The sequence below is a fragment of the Sporosarcina aquimarina genome, assembly GCF_023715615.1.
Classification (GTDB): Bacteria; Bacillota; Bacilli; order Bacillales_A; family Planococcaceae; genus Sporosarcina; species Sporosarcina aquimarina_A.
In genome coordinates, this window is the sequence record NZ_JAMBOM010000007.1 from 161626 (window position 1) to 176379 (window position 14754).

Sequence of the window (14754 nt, forward strand, 5' to 3'; positions counted from 1 at the left end):
CGATTCTTTCCGTCAAACTCCCGATTCAATGGATGGAAATGCCGATTTCCGTCGTCCCATTGCCGAGATTCGCTTGTAAGTTTCCGGTTCACTCCCCATTATGCTCATTTCCCTTCTATTATGTAGACTCTTCCAAAAGCCCATCAAAAAAGTCGAAGCTCAGTGGCTTCGACTTTCTTAACTTGAAACGGATATCCCGGATTGTAACTTATACATTTGAGCATATTGACCATCGAGCTGCACTAATTCGTCATGCGTTCCACATTCAACGATTTCACCACGATCTAACACTAGAATCTTGTCTGCGTTTTTAATGGTTGAAAGTCTGTGGGCAATGATGAACGTCGTACGTCCTTTTTTCAATACGTCCATCGCATGTTGGATAATTTCCTCCGTCTCCGTATCAATATTGGACGTGGCTTCATCCAATATTAAAATTGCAGGGTCGAATGCGAGTGCCCGCGCAAAAGAGATGAGCTGTCGTTGTCCACTAGAGAGCGTGCTTCCTTTTTCAACTACAGGTTCTTCAATTCCTTTAGGCAAATGCTCGAGAACTCGTTCTCCACCAACTGCTTCCAGTGATTCACGCACTTTTTCCCTGGTGATTCGTTCATCGCCAAGACTGATGTTCGATTCAACAGTTCCGGTGAACAAATAAGGATCTTGCAGTACGATCCCCATATGATTGCGGATCGTCTGGCGTGGTAAGGAAGTAATATCATGACCATCAATTAAAATCTTGCCTTTAACCGGATCATAGAAACGGAACAGTAGGTTCATGATGGAACTTTTCCCTGAGCCTGTATGACCAACGAGTGCGACAGTTTCCCCACGCTTTGCTTCGAACTTGATGTCCTTAAGAACGTACTCTTTTTCTTTGTATGCAAACCATACATTTTCAAATGTCACATTTCCCTCGTATCGTTCCATTCGTTCGTCACTCACAGGTTCTCCAGACCGATCCATCAGCTGGAACACCCGCTCGGCAGCAACTAAAGAGTGCTCGAGTCTTGCGAACTGATTCACGATACCTGTTACCGGGTTAAACAGACGTGTAATGTAGTCAACAAATGCGTACAACAAACCTACGGATACAGCGCTTTCTGTTGTAATTGAAGCTCCTGCGAAATACCAAATGAAAATAACGAACGTCATCGAACGTATCGCATTGACTAAGTTATGGGAAGTTGCCGCTTCCACTTTCAGTAACTTCGTCTGGTAGTCATAATGCGTCGTATTCAGTTCTTCAAATTCGTCTTCCATTTGTTTCTCGCGTCCAAATGCCTGGATAATCGTCATCCCGTTAATGGATTCATTGATCATTCCATTCATGTCACTGACTTTTGCGCGTATGACGTGATTGACTTTGGAAGCAAATTTCCGATAAAGAATCATCCAGATATAAAGTAATGGCAAGACAAAGAGCAAAATCGCTCCCATTTTCGGATCCAAACTGAATAATGCGATATAGATTCCAATGATGTACATGCCACTAATTGCAAATTGGGACACAACCGTTACATACAAATTACGGATTGCTTCAGTATCATTCGTTACCCGTGCCACAACTTTACCTGCAGGCAAGTTATCAAAATAACTGATTGGCAACGTCTGAATATGTTGATATAGTTCATTTCTCATTTTCTGGACAATGCGATTCGCTGTCGCCTGCAAAAGCAAATACTGGCCATAGCGGAAGATCGCCGTGACAACTGCTAGGCTGAAAAAGATTGCAAGAAGTTTAGCAATTGGTTCAAAGTCAATCCCACCTGTTGTTGCACCAGCTATGTGATTATCGATAATTTGTTTTGCAATAATCGGACCAAGTAAATCTGCCCCAACCGCTATTGCAAGGAGCGCCATGCCGCCAATGAAATAGCCTTTGAATTGCAGTGCATAATTTACTAATCGTTTACCTGTCGTCATCATTCTCCCCCTCCGATCTGCTGGCGATCATACTGTTCCTTGTACCAGCCGTTCATCGAGAGCAAGTCTTCATGATTTCCTTCTTCCGTCACATGGCCATCCTCAAGGACAATAATCCAATCCGCATGCTGAATTGCTGACAAGCGGTGCGTCGTGATGATTGTTGTTTTTCCACTACGCTCGTTTTGGATGTTCTCAATGATTCTTGTCTCTGTTTTAGCATCTACCGCGGATAATGAGTCATCCAAGACTAGAATCTCTGGATTTTTCACAATAGCACGAGCGATAGAAATCCGCTGTTTTTGTCCTCCAGAAAGAGCGACTCCCTTTTCGCCAACAAGGGTTTGTAACCCCTCAGGCAATAGTTCCAAATCCTTTTCGAAATGCGCAAGACGAATCGCTTCTGCAATATCATGATCATCTGCATCCGGCTTACCGAATAAGATATTGTCGCGAACCGAACGTGAAAATAACACATGATCCTGCGGCACATAACCAATCCAGTTACGAACTTGTTCTTTTGTCATATCATCCAAACGATTCCCGTCAAATGAAAGCATTCCTTCTCCTGAAGGATATTCACGCAATAACTGCTTGACAAACGTCGTTTTTCCACTGCCGGTTTTCCCAACAATGCCTAGTGTTTGACCTGCTAATAGTTTCACACGGATTTGATCCAAATTTTTACGTTCCGACATCGGATATGCAAAACTGACGTCTTCAAAACCGATCACTCCAGGACGGTTCATCTGCACAGGCATCGATGGATCTCTAACATCCTCAACTGCATTCAATGTTTCTTGAACACGATCGAGTGACGCATTCCCACGTTGCATGACGTTGATGAGTTCACCAATTGCAAACATCGGCCAAACAATCATGCCAAGATAGACGTTGAATGTGACTAGCCCGCCTAATGACATCTCCCCAATTGAAACTAGATAGGCTCCATAACCGAGACCAATCATATACGAGAGGGAGGTCATGATTTTTGAAATAGGAGTGAACAATGCGTCAATTCGTTCAACTTCCATATTTTTACGATAGACGTCCTCTGTTGCTTCTTGAAAGCGTTGCTCTTCAGCACGTTCCTGTACATAAGCGCGTACTACTCGAACGCCCGCCACAGCTTCCAAAACGTCATCATTTAAATCACCAAACGCCTTTTGCGCGGTTACGAATTTCAGGTGAATCCGTTTTCCAAGCACTTGCATTAAATAAGCTAAAATTGGTAATGGTAAAATTGCTGCGAGTGTCAACTTCCACGATACGAGGAACCCCATCATGACAATTAGGGTGAATAAGTAAACTGTGGAGTCGATCAACGTCATGATTCCAAAGCCTGCTGTTTCAGAGATAGCCTGCAAATCATTCGTCGATCGTGCCATTAAGTCCCCTGTTTTGTTCCGTTGATAGAATGAGGGCGTCATCTTTAAAAAATGACGCATCAAATTGCCACGTAATTTCCGTTCAATGACATTAGCTCCACCAAAGAGTTGGTATTGCCAGACATAGTCACCAATATAGCCAATCACGATAATGAGTAACATGATGCCGATATATGTCCAGAGCAATTGAGCGTTCATGGTATTCATGTGGATTCCATCGATTGCTTTTCCAATAATCCACGGCGGGATAATCCCCAAGATACTTGACATGATTAATAATAGGAGAGCAATGGTATAACGCTTCTTATTTTCCTTAAAAAACCAACTTAATTTTCCTAAAACCGAAAACATACTTTTCTACGACCTTTCTTGGAGCAACTTCGGCTAGCCGCCTTCAGCAGACTCCTTTTTAAGCAATTTGATAGGTTGGATCGTTTCGTTCATCACATCTATAGCTCCCCTTTCCAGTTAGTTGTATATGCAACACGCTTTGCGTGAAAACACCTAATTTTAGTGAACATAAAAAGACACACGCTCCTTATTCAGAGACGTGCGTCTGAATAGGGAACGGTGCCCTGTAACCTAACGATTTTAGATTCAATCTACTATAATCGCGGTGCGAAGGGCCAAGCTTGAAGTTGAGTGATTTTGTGCACTACACGTTTGTTCATGTCAAGCCCTCCTTTTCCTTTCGATTTTCGAATAATTTTAGATTAGCATGCTTTTTTCAACATTGTCAACACTTTTCTTTAAATCTTTAGAAAATTTAATAGGTTCTTACAAGCGAATCTCAAGGAAAAATCATTGTATTTCTCCCATTAACCATTTATGATAAAATCAACTACCTAATTTTAAATCACAGGAGGTGTACGCTTTGTTTCCCCCTTCACTGGCATGAAACAAAGCACCCATTTGGATATTCCCATACGCTTGGCAGCATTTGCTGCCTTGATCGCCCTCACTGCATTTTTTGTTGCAGCTGAGTTTGCAATAGTGAAAGTCAGAATGACACGAATCGATCAGCTAGCTTTAGCAGGCAACAAAAAAGCAATAAATGCTAAACGAGTTGTAGATAATCTTGATGAATACTTGTCTGCCTGTCAGCTCGGAATTACGATTACCGCACTTGGACTCGGTATGCTTGGAGAACCGACCGTTGCGTTAATGCTTGAGCCTCTGTTTGCTTATTTGCAGTTATCAACTAGCATGACAGTCTTCCTTTCTTTTTCTATCGCGCTTATTGTCGTGACATTCCTTCATGTTGTCATTGGTGAGCTTGCTCCCAAAACGGTAGCGATTCAGAAAGCAGAAACGTTAACACTAGCACTTGCGAAACCACTTATCATCTTTTATCGCACGATGTATCCATTCATTAAGATTTTAAATGGCTCAGCAAGGCTAGTGACCCGATTGTTCGGCTTTCGACCAATCCATGAAGCAGATGTAGCCCATACAGAAGAAGAATTGCGAATGATTTTGTCCGACAGCTTGAAAAGCGGGGAAATCAATCAATCTGAATACAAATATGTGAACAAAATATTTGAATTCGATGATCGGATTGCAAAAGAAATTATGGTTCCTCGAACGGAAATGATGACCATTGAAAAGGAAATGACTTCTGCTGAAATCTTCAACATGCCTGGGATTGAGCAATTCACTCGTTACCCTGTCATCGATGGTGACAAAGATCATGTCATCGGTCTCGTCAATATGAAGCATTTGCTCACAGCGTACATTAAGAACCCGAAAAACGGGGACTTACCAGTCACTGCTTATATGCAGCCTATCATCCGCGTCATTGAAACAATGGCAATTGGAGACTTGCTGTTAAAAATCCAACGGGAACGTATTCATATGGCGATTCTCATGGATGAATATGGTGGAACTTCCGGATTGGTTACCATTGAAGATATCCTTGAAGAAATCGTTGGCGAAATACAAGATGAATTCGACCAAGACGAGTTACCGGACGTTCAGGTAGTTGGCGAAGGGCATTTCATCCTCGATGCAAAAATGCTCTTGGACAATGTCAATGATACGCTTGGCATCGACCTCGATGAAGAGGATATTGATACGATTGGTGGATGGTTCATGTCTCAACGCTTTGAAGCCATCCCCGGAGAAAAAATTATAGAACAAGGCTATGAATTTTCCGTTAAAGATGTTGAAGGCCACCACATCCTCTATCTAGAAGCTGAGAAGCTCGAAGATGAAGAAGCGGACATGGAAGAAGAAATGGTGTAATAAAAAGAGACGACTCCTTAAAGGAATCGTCTCTTTTTTATTGCTCTACATTTTTTTGGAAGTACTCTACCTTGTAGATATCTCTACGGCGATCCTTCAACTGCTTTACTGTACCATCTTGACGTTGTCGCTTCAATACCTCTAAGTCCACGTCTCCGATAAGCACAGTTTCTAAGTTTGCGTTCGCTTCTCCTACAATTCCATCTCTAGCAAATTCAAAGTCCGAAGGGGCGAAAATTGCAGATTGGGCATATTGAATATCCATGTTAACTGCCTGCGGCAAGTTTCCAACTGTACCCGAAATGACTGTATAAATTTGGTTTTCGACAGCACGGGCCTGCGCACAGTAACGTACTCTCAAATAACCTTGACGATCTTCTGTACAGAACGGCGTAAAAATGATATTTGCCCCTTTTTCAGTGGCGATTCGAGCAAGTTCAGGAAATTCAATATCATAGCAAACTTGAATGGCAATCTTTCCACAGTCTGTGTCAAAAACACGGACTGAATCTCCTGCACTGATTCCCCAATATTTCTTTTCGTTCGGTGTAATATGGATTTTGTATTGCTTATCGATTGATCCGTCTCTTCTAAAGAGATAAGAGATATTGTAAATCTCCTCATTCTCTTCCTCTACAAAGTGAGACCCACCAATAATATTGACGTTATAACGAACCGACAGGCTATTGAATAGTTCAATGTATTCCTCTGTATACTCAGAGATTTTACGCACAGATTGACTGGCAGAGCGCTCGTCTAAGAAGGACATGAGCTGAGTTGTGAAAATCTCTGGAAACACCACAAAATCCGAGTTTGCATCTGCAGCGATATTCACAAAGTATTCCACTTGCGAAGCTAGTTCGTCAAAGCAAGATATTTTGCGCATCAAGTATTGAACGACACAAATACGCACGGGATAACTCGTTTTATAATGACGTTTTGAAAGGGCTTTGTAATCGATATTATTCCATTCCATAAGCGTTGCATAGCGCTTGGATGCCTTGTCATCAGGCAAATAGTTCGGATTGATACGCATCAGTGTGAAGTCATTCATCAGCTGAAACGTTAACACCGGATCATAGATTCTATGTTTTGCAACCGAATTGACATACTCTCTAGGCGACATCTCATCTGAGTGCTTATGGTAGTTCGGAATTCGCCCACCGATTATGATGGACTTCAAATTCATTTCACGAGCAAGCTCTTTTCGTGCCTCATAAAGTCGTTCGCCGACCTTCATACGTCTAAATTCCGGATGAACCATTACTTCAATTCCATAAAGATTGTATCCTTCAGGATTATGGTTTGTTATGTAGCCATTATCAGAAATGTCGTCCCATGTATGGCGATCATCATATTCTGCAAAATTTACAATCAAACTAGAGCATGAACCAATTATTTGTCCATCCAGTTCCGCCACAAACTGCCCTTCTGGAAATACAGTCATATGACTTTCTAAATGTTCCGTTTCCCAAGGATCCATACCCGGGAAACAGGCTTCCTGCATCGCTAATATTTCAGGGATGTCCGACATTTCCATTTGTCGAACAACCATACTTATTCCAAATGATGATAAATCAAATTCTTCACTCAACACAAATCACCTCTCTACCTTGAATACCCTATTTTTTAATGTTTATGCCCAACGTTAGCAAAAAAGTTGGTTTCCCTCTATAATTAGGAATTGAAATCGCTGAGAGGAGAACACGAAATGAATAAGCGTTTGGAAAATTTGTTACTCCTGATATGGACCGTTGCGTTAGTCGCAACTTTGGGCTCCTTATATTATTCAGAAGTAAAAGGATACACACCATGCCTATATTGCTGGTACCAGCGTATCTTAATGTATCCAATAGTTCTAATTGCAGGTATTGCACTTATCCAGAAAAATGGACGTATTGCGCTGACAACTGCTACATTCAGCCTCCTCGGAGCTTGCTTGTCTGCTTATCATTATTCAACACAAAAGCTGAGCTTCTTTCATGAACATGCAGGTACATGTGGAGATGTACCTTGCACAGCACAATACGTAAATTATTTAGGTTTTATCACCATCCCATTTATGTCATTCGTTGCATTTGCTCTCATATTCATTGCAAGTGTTATCATGTTAAAACAGTTGAAGGAGACGAAATAATCCATGAAGAAATTATTGATAATCGGCGGAATTATCGTGGTGTTTTTTGTTGCGATCATCGCATTGACCACAGCTTCAAACAAATCGAAGTTAGCTGACAATCCTTATGGAACAGACGATTTAGACCCGTCTACCATCGACTTGATTGGCAACGAAAACTACGACAGCATTACACTGCCGGATGCAACATTTAAGAAAATTGAATCTGGTGAACCAACTACTGTGTACTATTTCCACCCCGAATGTCACTACTGTATGGAAATGACCCCTGTTCTCATGCCGATTGCAAAAGAAGAAGGCGTGAAAATCAATCAGTACAATATGCTCGAGTATGGTGAAGAAGTAAAAGAGAAATATGGTATTGAAGCGTGGCCAGCTCTTGTCCAGTATGAGAATGGAAAAGAAGTCGGCCGACTTGTTGGATTGCAGCCAGAAGAAAATATCCATGCATTCTTCAATGAGTATTACGGAAAGTAAGCAACAGAAAAGAGGAAGAATTCATGACATCATTTACGTACACAGTGAAAGACTCTGACGGTACACTTGAACAATTATTGCGTGATGACTGGCAAGCTGGTAAGAAAAATATCCACGAGTTGCGGATGGCGAATGCCGTAACGGATTCCGAAGGTGTTCCTGTAGTATGGCGCACGCCGCTAGTAGCAGGAACTGAGTTAACATTTCAGTTACCTGAAGCCCACTCTGAATACGCACCATTAGATGTACCAGGTGTGAAAGTTCTTACAGAAGATGATCACTTCATGGCTGTTTTCAAACCTAATGGTATTGCCGTTCATCCTGATGGGACTAGCCGTGAAGCAACGATGATGAATGCCGTAATTGCCCATGTACAAGCCTCAGGCGGTACGTACGCAGAGCATATTCAACGTCTTGATAAAGGCACGTCTGGAGTTGTCATTGTTGCAAAACATCCAATGGCCAAAGCCATGTTCGACCGAATGATTGCTTCCAACGAGATTACCCGACTCTACCATGCTGAAGTGGAAGGCAGATTGAAGCGGATGAGAGGCAGCGTCAATATGCCGATTGGTCGTGATCGACATCACCCAACGCGTCGCAGGATTTCAATGTCTGGTCAATCTGCTGTAACTCATTTCAAAGTGATTGAGCGAAAAGAACACACGACGATGATTGAAGCGACCCTCGACACAGGACGTACACACCAAATCCGTGTTCATATGGCTCACTTAGGCCATCCAGTAGTTGGAGATAACTTGTATGAAGCTGCGGCTCTTCCAGACGGTACGTATCGTTTAACCGCTGTAGAAACTTCTTTCATTCATCCATTTACAGGGCAAAAAGTTGTGATTACTGTTTAATGAATAGCGAAAGCGGCATAGGGAGTTCCCCCCATGCCGCTTTTTTATTTATCCGATTGTATCTGGATCTGTACCCGTTCGTTCGTCACGGTTTAGCTGATCAATCATTTTCATTTCTTCCTCCGACAATCTAAAATCCCCGATTTGGCTATTTTCCAAAATCCGCTCTGGTGTAACCGATTTAGGGATGACGATCAAATCGTTTTGTAGATGCCAGCGAATGATTACTTGTGCTGCAGTCTTATGATGACTTTTTCCGATTTCGCCTAAAACAGCGTTATCCAAAAGCTTACCACGTGCAAGTGGTGACCAAGACGTGACTGCAATATTCTGTTGAGAACAGTAGGTACGCAAAGGGACTTGAGTTAGCAAAGGATGTAACTCAACCTGGTTAACCATTGGCGCAATGTTCGCAGTAACAGACAGTTTTTCGAGATGGTGGATATGGTGATTGGAGACACCTGGTACTCGAATTAGTTTTTCTTCATACAATCGTTCAATTGCATGGTACGTATCCACAAACGTTTCGCTAACCGGCCAATGTGTCAAATATAAGTCCAAATAGTCGAGCTCTAACTTTTTTAAGGAAGATTCAAACGCACGTAGGGTTTGATCGTACCCTTGGTCTGTGTTCCATACTTTAGATGTAATGAAAAGCTCATCGCGAGAAATTCCTGAAGCACGGATCGCCTCTCCTGTTTCTGTCTCATTTTCATAAATCGATGCTGTATCTATCGCACGATATCCGTGCTCCAATGCATAAGTAATCGCTTCAACCGTTTGCTTGGTGTCTGTCATTTTATAGACGCCCAATCCAAACTTTGGCATATGTACTCCGTTCGCAAGTTGTTTCGTTTCTGTATAGATAGCTGACATGTAAGTTCCACTCCTTCGTTTTCTCTTATTTCGTATCTCAATAGTACCATTCGTTGTGAATACAGAAAACGAATACGCTGGAGGATTTGTCAGCACATGTCACATAATTTAACGTGAGTCATTTCCTTTTTGTCGCTCTTCCGGTATAATGATGGTTAGTACAACTGATTCAACAGGAGGGTATCTGATGAGACTAATTCTAATCATGGGCGTCTGCTTCGCATTCCTTTCCGCAATCTTCACAGGCGGTTATGCTGACAAGCCAGGCAAAGTGAAAAAATAACACAGCAAAAAGGATGCAGCTCATTGGAGCTGCATCCTTTTTTAGTGTAATCCTGGGTAACCTTGTTGACGCAACGCTTCATATACAAGTATCGCTGCAGTATTGGAAAGGTTCAATGATCGTATATGTTCATTCATAGGAATGCGAAGACATGTATCTAAATGAGCTTCTGTAACTTCAGAAGGCAACCCTGTAGTTTCTTTCCCAAATACAAAGAAGATATCTTGATCGACATTTGAAAAATTGAAATCGGAGTATGTTTGTGTCCCGAATTTGGTGATGAAATAAAAAATTCCTTCAGGGAATTTTTCAAACAATTGATTAATTCCACCATGATACGTAATATCAACATGCTCCCAATAATCCAGACCTGCCCGTTTCAACATTTTATCATCGGTTGAAAAGCCGAGGGGTTCTATTAAATGTAATTTTGCTCCAGTGCCTGCACAAGTTCTTGCGATATTGCCAGTGTTGGCAGGAATAAGCGGTTCAAATAGCGCTACGTGTATTGGCATAATTCCACTTCCTTCTATTCAATTACAGTCATCTTCATGACTGCTTTTTTAATTTCTTCAATTACCGAATCATCTGTTTCTGTTTCCAATACTTGTTCAAGTGCTTGGCGTCCAGTTTCGGTCCCTATTTCCCCTATAGCCCATGCGCACGTATTGCGAATCATAGGACGTGGATCTGTTTCAAGTAGATTCACTAATTCTGGTATTGCTGTTTCTTCTTTAAAATGGGCTAACGCTAAGATCGCATTTCGCTGTATAGGATTTTTACCTCTCCAAGAACCCGACATATGACCAAAAGTCTCTTTAAATTGCCGATTAGATAACTTTAAAATTGGTTGAAGAAGAGGCTTTACGAGCTCTGCCTCAGGTACGAATGATTCTTGCTCTAAATTATATTTCCGCTTATTTTTTGGACATACGGTTTGGCACGTATCACACCCATAGATACGATTCCCCACCTCTTTACGGAATTCTTCAGGAATGGGCTGCTTTGTTTGTGTCAAAAAGGCGATACAACGCTGCGCATTCAATTGTCCTCCTTGTATTAAGGCTCCTGTTGGACATGCATCCAGACACAGAGTGCAATCCCCACATTGATCCTCCATCGGCACATCAGGTTCAAAAGGTAAATTTGTAATCATTTCACCTAGATAGACATACGAGCCAAACTCTGGAGTAATTATAGAACAATTTTTCGCAGACCATCCGATACCTGCACGTTCTGCAACTGCACGATCTGCGAGTTCTCCCGTATCCACCATCGAACGCGTTTTTACTTCAGATGATCGCTCATGCAGAAAAGCTTCCAATAAAGCTAACTTCTCACGTAAGACAGTATGATAGTCGGTTCCCCACGAGGCTCGGCAAAACATCCCACGTCGCTCTCCTTTTTTCCCTTTAGGAGCATCAGTCATCTTTGAAGGATAGGCAACCGCTATGGAAATGATACTCTCTGCACGATCTAATAGCAACGTAGGCTCTGTTCTTTTTTGAACATCACTTTCTTCAAATCCTGATTGATAACCAAGCTCCTGTTGCCGTCTCAATCGGTTTTTCAATTCTAAAAACGGAGCTGCTGTTGTAAATCCTATTTTATCTATACCTATTTCCGATGCATAGGCAACCAAGTCTTGTTTCAACTGAGCGATATTCACCATCTGCCACCTCCCTTATGATAAACTTGAGAAAAAATAGGAACAGGGTGATTTTATGAAATTTCATATAGAACCTGCAATATTTGATGAAGTTCCTGAGTTTAAAGTAGCCATCATCCATTATAACAGGACAACTGTGTCCGATTCCCCTCAAATGCTAAAAGGAAGACTTCAGTTATTTCAAGAACAACTCTTCTTTGAACTTGAGGAACGCACGTTTAATGAAATTGATGGGATCCGCGAATGGCGCAAGGTTTGGAAAGCACTTGGTGCAGATCCTAGTCGTTATCGTCCTTCTGCTGAAGCATTATATCGACGTGTCAGTAAACAAGATTATCTGAAAAGCCATTCAAGTGCAATCGACTTGAATACCTTGTTCAGTCTACAATATGGAATTCCATCTGGCATGTATAATTGTGAAACACTTTTTGGTGATATCCGTGTGACGACGGGACACGCTGAAGATGGTTACGACGGATTAAACGGTAGATTCAATTCATTACATAACATTTTAATTCTGAAGGATGGATACAGTCCATTCGGCAGCCCCTACGTGGACTCTGTTCGGAGTGCAATCACGGAAGAGACAACAGAAATACTTCACGTATTGTTCCTTCGACCTGACATGGATGTAGAAGAAGCACAAAGGTTAGCAACTGCGTGTGGTACCATGTTTACCAGCATCAATGGAGGAGAGGCAACAGCAAGCATTCTAGATCGTGACACACCTGCTATCGAGGTTACTGACTTAACACCTCATGAGAAATCTAATTCTTGAACAGCAATCACAATTTCATTAATGCGATAATCGAAACCCGTCATATATTCTCAAAGCGGGTTTTTTTGTATGCAAGATCAGGCCAAATAAAATAATAGTAAAAACAAAAAAAGAACAACCGAAGTTGTCCTTTTCTGAGATACCCGAGGCCGGACTTGAACCGGCACGCCTTACGGCATCGCATTTTGAGTGCGACGTGTCTGCCATTCCACCACTCGGGCAAACTTTAAAAATAAATAAAACGGAAACCAAGTAATGGAGGCGGCAACCGGAATCGAACCGGTGGTAAGGGTGTTGCAGACCCGTGCCTTACCGCTTGGCTATGCCGCCGTAGAATAAGTGGAGCGGAAGACGGGATTCGAACCCGCGACCCCGACCTTGGCAAGGTCGTATTCTACCACTGAACTACTTCCGCTAATAACTGGGGTAGCTGGATTCGAACCAACGAGTGACGGAGTCAAAGTCCGTTGCCTTACCGCTTGGCTATACCCCAAAAAATAAAAAGGGGCGGCTGAGGGGAATTGAACCCCCGAGTGCCGGAATCACAATCCGGTGCGTTAACCACTTCGCCACAACCGCCATAATAAGAATGTAGCACTTCAAGAGACAAGTAAGATAAATGGCAGGGGCAGTAGGAATCGAACCCACACCAAAGGTTTTGGAGACCTCTATTCTACCGTTAAACTATGCCCCTGTAAAAATGGTGGTGGGGGACGGATTCGAACCGCCGAACCCGGAGGGAGCGGATTTACAGTCCGCCGCGTTTAGCCACTTCGCTACCCCACCAAAGGGAATTTCATGGTGCCGGCGAAAGGAATTGAACCCTCAACCTACTGATTACAAGTCAGTTGCTCTACCAATTGAGCTACACCGGCATATAAGATGGCTCAGGACGGAATCGAACCGCCGACACAAGGATTTTCAGTCCTTTGCTCTACCGACTGAGCTACTGAGCCATATGATTTTAAAGAAAATGGCGGTCCCGACCGGGATCGAACCGGCGATCTCCTGCGTGACAGGCAGGCATGTTAACCGCTACACCACGGGACCATTTGGTTGCGGGGACAGGATTTGAACCTGTGACCTTCGGGTTATGAGCCCGACGAGCTACCACTGCTCCACCCCGCGATAATACTATTATTAAGATATAATGGTGGAGGATGACGGGCTCGAACCGCCGACCCTCTGCTTGTAAGGCAGATGCTCTCCCAGCTGAGCTAATCCTCCACAATACTATGTGTTGCTGGCATATCTTATTCATAAGAATATAAATGGTGACCCCTACGGGATTCGAACCCGTGTTACCGCCGTGAAAGGGCGGTGTCTTAACCGCTTGACCAAGGGGCCATACTAGTTATAATAGAGAAGTTAACTGGCGGAGAGCAAGGGATTTGAACCCTTGAGACAGCGTTAACCGTCTACACGATTTCCAATCGTGCTCCTTCGGCCACTCGGACAGCTCTCCATTATGGCTCCGCAGGTAGGACTCGAACCTACGACCGATCGGTTAACAGCCGATTGCTCTACCACTGAGCTACTGCGGAATAGATAAACTATTAAAGGATTTTCACTTAGTAGTGAAAGCCTAGCGACGTCCTACTCTCACAGGGGGAAGCCCCCTACTACCATCGGCGCTGAAGAACTTAACTTCCGTGTTCGGTATGGGAACGGGTGTGACCTCTTCGCCATCATCACCAGACGTTTTCACAACACAAGAATTATTATACCATACTCAAGTTGTAAATGCAAGCGTTAATTTCAATTTCTTTTTAAAAGATTTTTTAATTAATCACTCAAAACTAGATAAAACCAACATTGAAACTTAAGACAATCCTGCGTTTCTCTAACTTGTGCGTTTGCTGCAATCCAGCTCCGACTCCCTGATGCTCGAGATCATAAGTCAACTCGTCTACGTGGCAAAGAACGCCACTTCGTCGATTCGTCTTATGCTTGTCGCATCAAAACGGTCGTCTCCGCTTTTTAGGTTAAGTCCTCGATCGATTAGTATCTGTCAGCTCCACATGTCGCCATGCTTCCACACCAGACCTATCCACCTCATCATCTTTGAGGGATCTTACTTACTTGCGTAATGGGAAATCTCATCTTGAGGGGG

At 42.8% G+C, this 14754-nt stretch carries 11 protein-coding genes, 15 tRNA genes and 2 rRNA genes; 5 read left to right on the plus strand and 23 right to left on the minus strand.

Features of this window, described 5'->3' with window-relative positions; all coding sequences use genetic code 11:
- Window positions 1-177: 177 nt before the first annotated feature.
- Both M3197_RS15075 and M3197_RS15080 read right to left on the minus strand, forming a co-directional pair.
- Window positions 178-1926 (minus strand): ABC transporter ATP-binding protein, encoded by a 1749-nt coding sequence (locus tag M3197_RS15075; RefSeq protein WP_251662417.1) that lies wholly within the window; start codon window positions 1924-1926, stop codon window positions 178-180.
- Complete coding sequence (locus M3197_RS15080) at window positions 1926-3665, minus strand: ABC transporter ATP-binding protein (protein ID WP_251662419.1); 1740 nt, start codon at window positions 3663-3665, stop codon at window positions 1926-1928. The genes M3197_RS15075 and M3197_RS15080 overlap by 1 nt, the downstream gene beginning before the upstream one ends.
- A gap of 543 nt (window positions 3666-4208) precedes the next feature.
- On the opposite strand from M3197_RS15080, the gene M3197_RS15085 reads away from it, so the two are divergent.
- Window positions 4209-5558 carry a hemolysin family protein gene (locus M3197_RS15085; RefSeq protein ID WP_251662421.1) on the plus strand — a complete coding sequence of 450 codons (1350 nt, stop codon included), beginning with the start codon at window positions 4209-4211 and terminating at the stop codon, window positions 5556-5558.
- 37 nt (window positions 5559-5595) lie between these two features.
- Here the strand turns inward: M3197_RS15085 and M3197_RS15090 are convergent, their stop codons facing one another.
- Entirely contained in the window at window positions 5596-7152 is a 1557-nt protein-coding gene (locus M3197_RS15090; protein WP_251662423.1) for a bifunctional GNAT family N-acetyltransferase/carbon-nitrogen hydrolase family protein, read from the minus strand.
- A 117-nt stretch (window positions 7153-7269) separates the two neighbouring features.
- Here M3197_RS15090 and M3197_RS15095 point away from each other — a divergent pair, with 117 nt between their 5' ends.
- Genes M3197_RS15095 through M3197_RS15105 form a run of 3 tightly spaced genes read left to right on the plus strand, consistent with a single transcriptional unit; the run spans window position 7270 to window position 9035 of the window.
- A complete protein-coding gene (locus tag M3197_RS15095; protein WP_251662425.1) occupies window positions 7270-7695 on the plus strand; it encodes a disulfide oxidoreductase in 426 nt (141 codons plus the stop codon).
- 3 nt (window positions 7696-7698) lie between these two features.
- The gene (locus M3197_RS15100) at window positions 7699-8172 is read left to right on the plus strand and encodes a thioredoxin family protein (protein WP_251662427.1); all 474 of its coding nucleotides are present in this window, start codon (window positions 7699-7701) and stop codon (window positions 8170-8172) included.
- Between the two features lie 23 nt (window positions 8173-8195).
- Complete coding sequence (locus M3197_RS15105; protein ID WP_251662429.1) at window positions 8196-9035, plus strand: RluA family pseudouridine synthase; 840 nt, start codon at window positions 8196-8198, stop codon at window positions 9033-9035.
- Between the two features lie 48 nt (window positions 9036-9083).
- On the opposite strand, the gene M3197_RS15110 is transcribed toward M3197_RS15105, so the two are convergent.
- From M3197_RS15110 to queG, 3 genes are all read right to left on the minus strand, one after another.
- Window positions 9084-9911: an aldo/keto reductase gene (locus M3197_RS15110; RefSeq protein WP_251662431.1), complete on the minus strand. Its 828-nt coding sequence runs from the start codon at window positions 9909-9911 to the stop codon at window positions 9084-9086.
- 324 nt (window positions 9912-10235) lie between these two features.
- Complete coding sequence (gene trmL, locus M3197_RS15115; RefSeq protein ID WP_251662433.1) at window positions 10236-10709, minus strand: tRNA (uridine(34)/cytosine(34)/5-carboxymethylaminomethyluridine(34)-2'-O)-methyltransferase TrmL; 474 nt, start codon at window positions 10707-10709, stop codon at window positions 10236-10238.
- Window positions 10710-10723: 14 nt separating this feature from the next.
- Window positions 10724-11863 (minus strand): tRNA epoxyqueuosine(34) reductase QueG, encoded by a 1140-nt coding sequence (queG, locus tag M3197_RS15120; protein ID WP_251662458.1) that lies wholly within the window; start codon window positions 11861-11863, stop codon window positions 10724-10726.
- Between the two features lie 55 nt (window positions 11864-11918).
- Between queG and M3197_RS15125 the strand changes: the two genes are divergently transcribed.
- Window positions 11919-12641 (plus strand): B3/B4 domain-containing protein, encoded by a 723-nt coding sequence (locus M3197_RS15125; RefSeq protein ID WP_251662435.1) that lies wholly within the window; start codon window positions 11919-11921, stop codon window positions 12639-12641.
- Between the two features lie 140 nt (window positions 12642-12781).
- Here M3197_RS15125 and M3197_RS15130 read toward each other — a convergent pair.
- The 17 genes from M3197_RS15130 to M3197_RS15210 all read right to left on the minus strand — a co-directional run.
- Window positions 12782-12862, minus strand: a tRNA-Leu gene (locus tag M3197_RS15130).
- A 35-nt stretch (window positions 12863-12897) separates the two neighbouring features.
- Window positions 12898-12971: transfer RNA gene (locus M3197_RS15135), tRNA-Cys, on the minus strand.
- A 10-nt stretch (window positions 12972-12981) separates the two neighbouring features.
- Window positions 12982-13056: transfer RNA gene (locus M3197_RS15140), tRNA-Gly, on the minus strand.
- A gap of 6 nt (window positions 13057-13062) precedes the next feature.
- A tRNA-Gln gene (locus M3197_RS15145) sits at window positions 13063-13134 on the minus strand.
- 13 nt (window positions 13135-13147) lie between these two features.
- Window positions 13148-13220, minus strand: a tRNA-His gene (locus tag M3197_RS15150).
- A gap of 41 nt (window positions 13221-13261) precedes the next feature.
- Window positions 13262-13335, minus strand: a tRNA-Trp gene (locus tag M3197_RS15155).
- A 7-nt stretch (window positions 13336-13342) separates the two neighbouring features.
- Window positions 13343-13427 (minus strand) — tRNA-Tyr (locus M3197_RS15160).
- A 13-nt stretch (window positions 13428-13440) separates the two neighbouring features.
- Window positions 13441-13516: transfer RNA gene (locus tag M3197_RS15165), tRNA-Thr, on the minus strand.
- 8 nt (window positions 13517-13524) lie between these two features.
- Window positions 13525-13597, minus strand: a tRNA-Phe gene (locus M3197_RS15170).
- A gap of 18 nt (window positions 13598-13615) precedes the next feature.
- Window positions 13616-13691, minus strand: a tRNA-Asp gene (locus tag M3197_RS15175).
- A 3-nt stretch (window positions 13692-13694) separates the two neighbouring features.
- Window positions 13695-13769, minus strand: a tRNA-Met gene (locus M3197_RS15180).
- A 23-nt stretch (window positions 13770-13792) separates the two neighbouring features.
- A tRNA-Val gene (locus M3197_RS15185) sits at window positions 13793-13868 on the minus strand.
- 45 nt (window positions 13869-13913) lie between these two features.
- Window positions 13914-13988: transfer RNA gene (locus M3197_RS15190), tRNA-Glu, on the minus strand.
- 26 nt (window positions 13989-14014) lie between these two features.
- Window positions 14015-14106: transfer RNA gene (locus tag M3197_RS15195), tRNA-Ser, on the minus strand.
- 4 nt (window positions 14107-14110) lie between these two features.
- Window positions 14111-14185 (minus strand) — tRNA-Asn (locus M3197_RS15200).
- A gap of 39 nt (window positions 14186-14224) precedes the next feature.
- A 5S ribosomal RNA gene (gene rrf / locus M3197_RS15205) occupies window positions 14225-14340 on the minus strand.
- A gap of 282 nt (window positions 14341-14622) precedes the next feature.
- Window positions 14623-14754, minus strand: a 23S ribosomal RNA gene (locus tag M3197_RS15210); the annotation flags it as partial.

Bases quoted from the DNA above. Each gene is read 5' to 3' on its own strand.
- trmL (WP_251662433.1), bottom strand. From the start codon at position 10,709: ATGCCAATACACGTAGCGCTATTTGAACCGCTTATTCCTGCCAACACT.
- M3197_RS15125 (WP_251662435.1), top strand. From the start codon at position 11,919: ATGAAATTTCATATAGAACCTGCAATATTTGATGAAGTTCCTGAGTTT.
- M3197_RS15100 (WP_251662427.1), top strand. From the start codon at position 7,699: ATGAAGAAATTATTGATAATCGGCGGAATTATCGTGGTGTTTTTTGTT.
- M3197_RS15085 (WP_251662421.1), top strand. From the start codon at position 4,209: ATGAAACAAAGCACCCATTTGGATATTCCCATACGCTTGGCAGCATTT.
- M3197_RS15095 (WP_251662425.1), top strand. From the start codon at position 7,270: ATGAATAAGCGTTTGGAAAATTTGTTACTCCTGATATGGACCGTTGCG.
- M3197_RS15075 (WP_251662417.1), bottom strand. From the start codon at position 1,926: ATGACGACAGGTAAACGATTAGTAAATTATGCACTGCAATTCAAAGGC.
- M3197_RS15105 (WP_251662429.1), top strand. From the start codon at position 8,196: ATGACATCATTTACGTACACAGTGAAAGACTCTGACGGTACACTTGAA.
- M3197_RS15110 (WP_251662431.1), bottom strand. From the start codon at position 9,911: ATGTCAGCTATCTATACAGAAACGAAACAACTTGCGAACGGAGTACAT.
- M3197_RS15080 (WP_251662419.1), bottom strand. From the start codon at position 3,665: ATGTTTTCGGTTTTAGGAAAATTAAGTTGGTTTTTTAAGGAAAATAAG.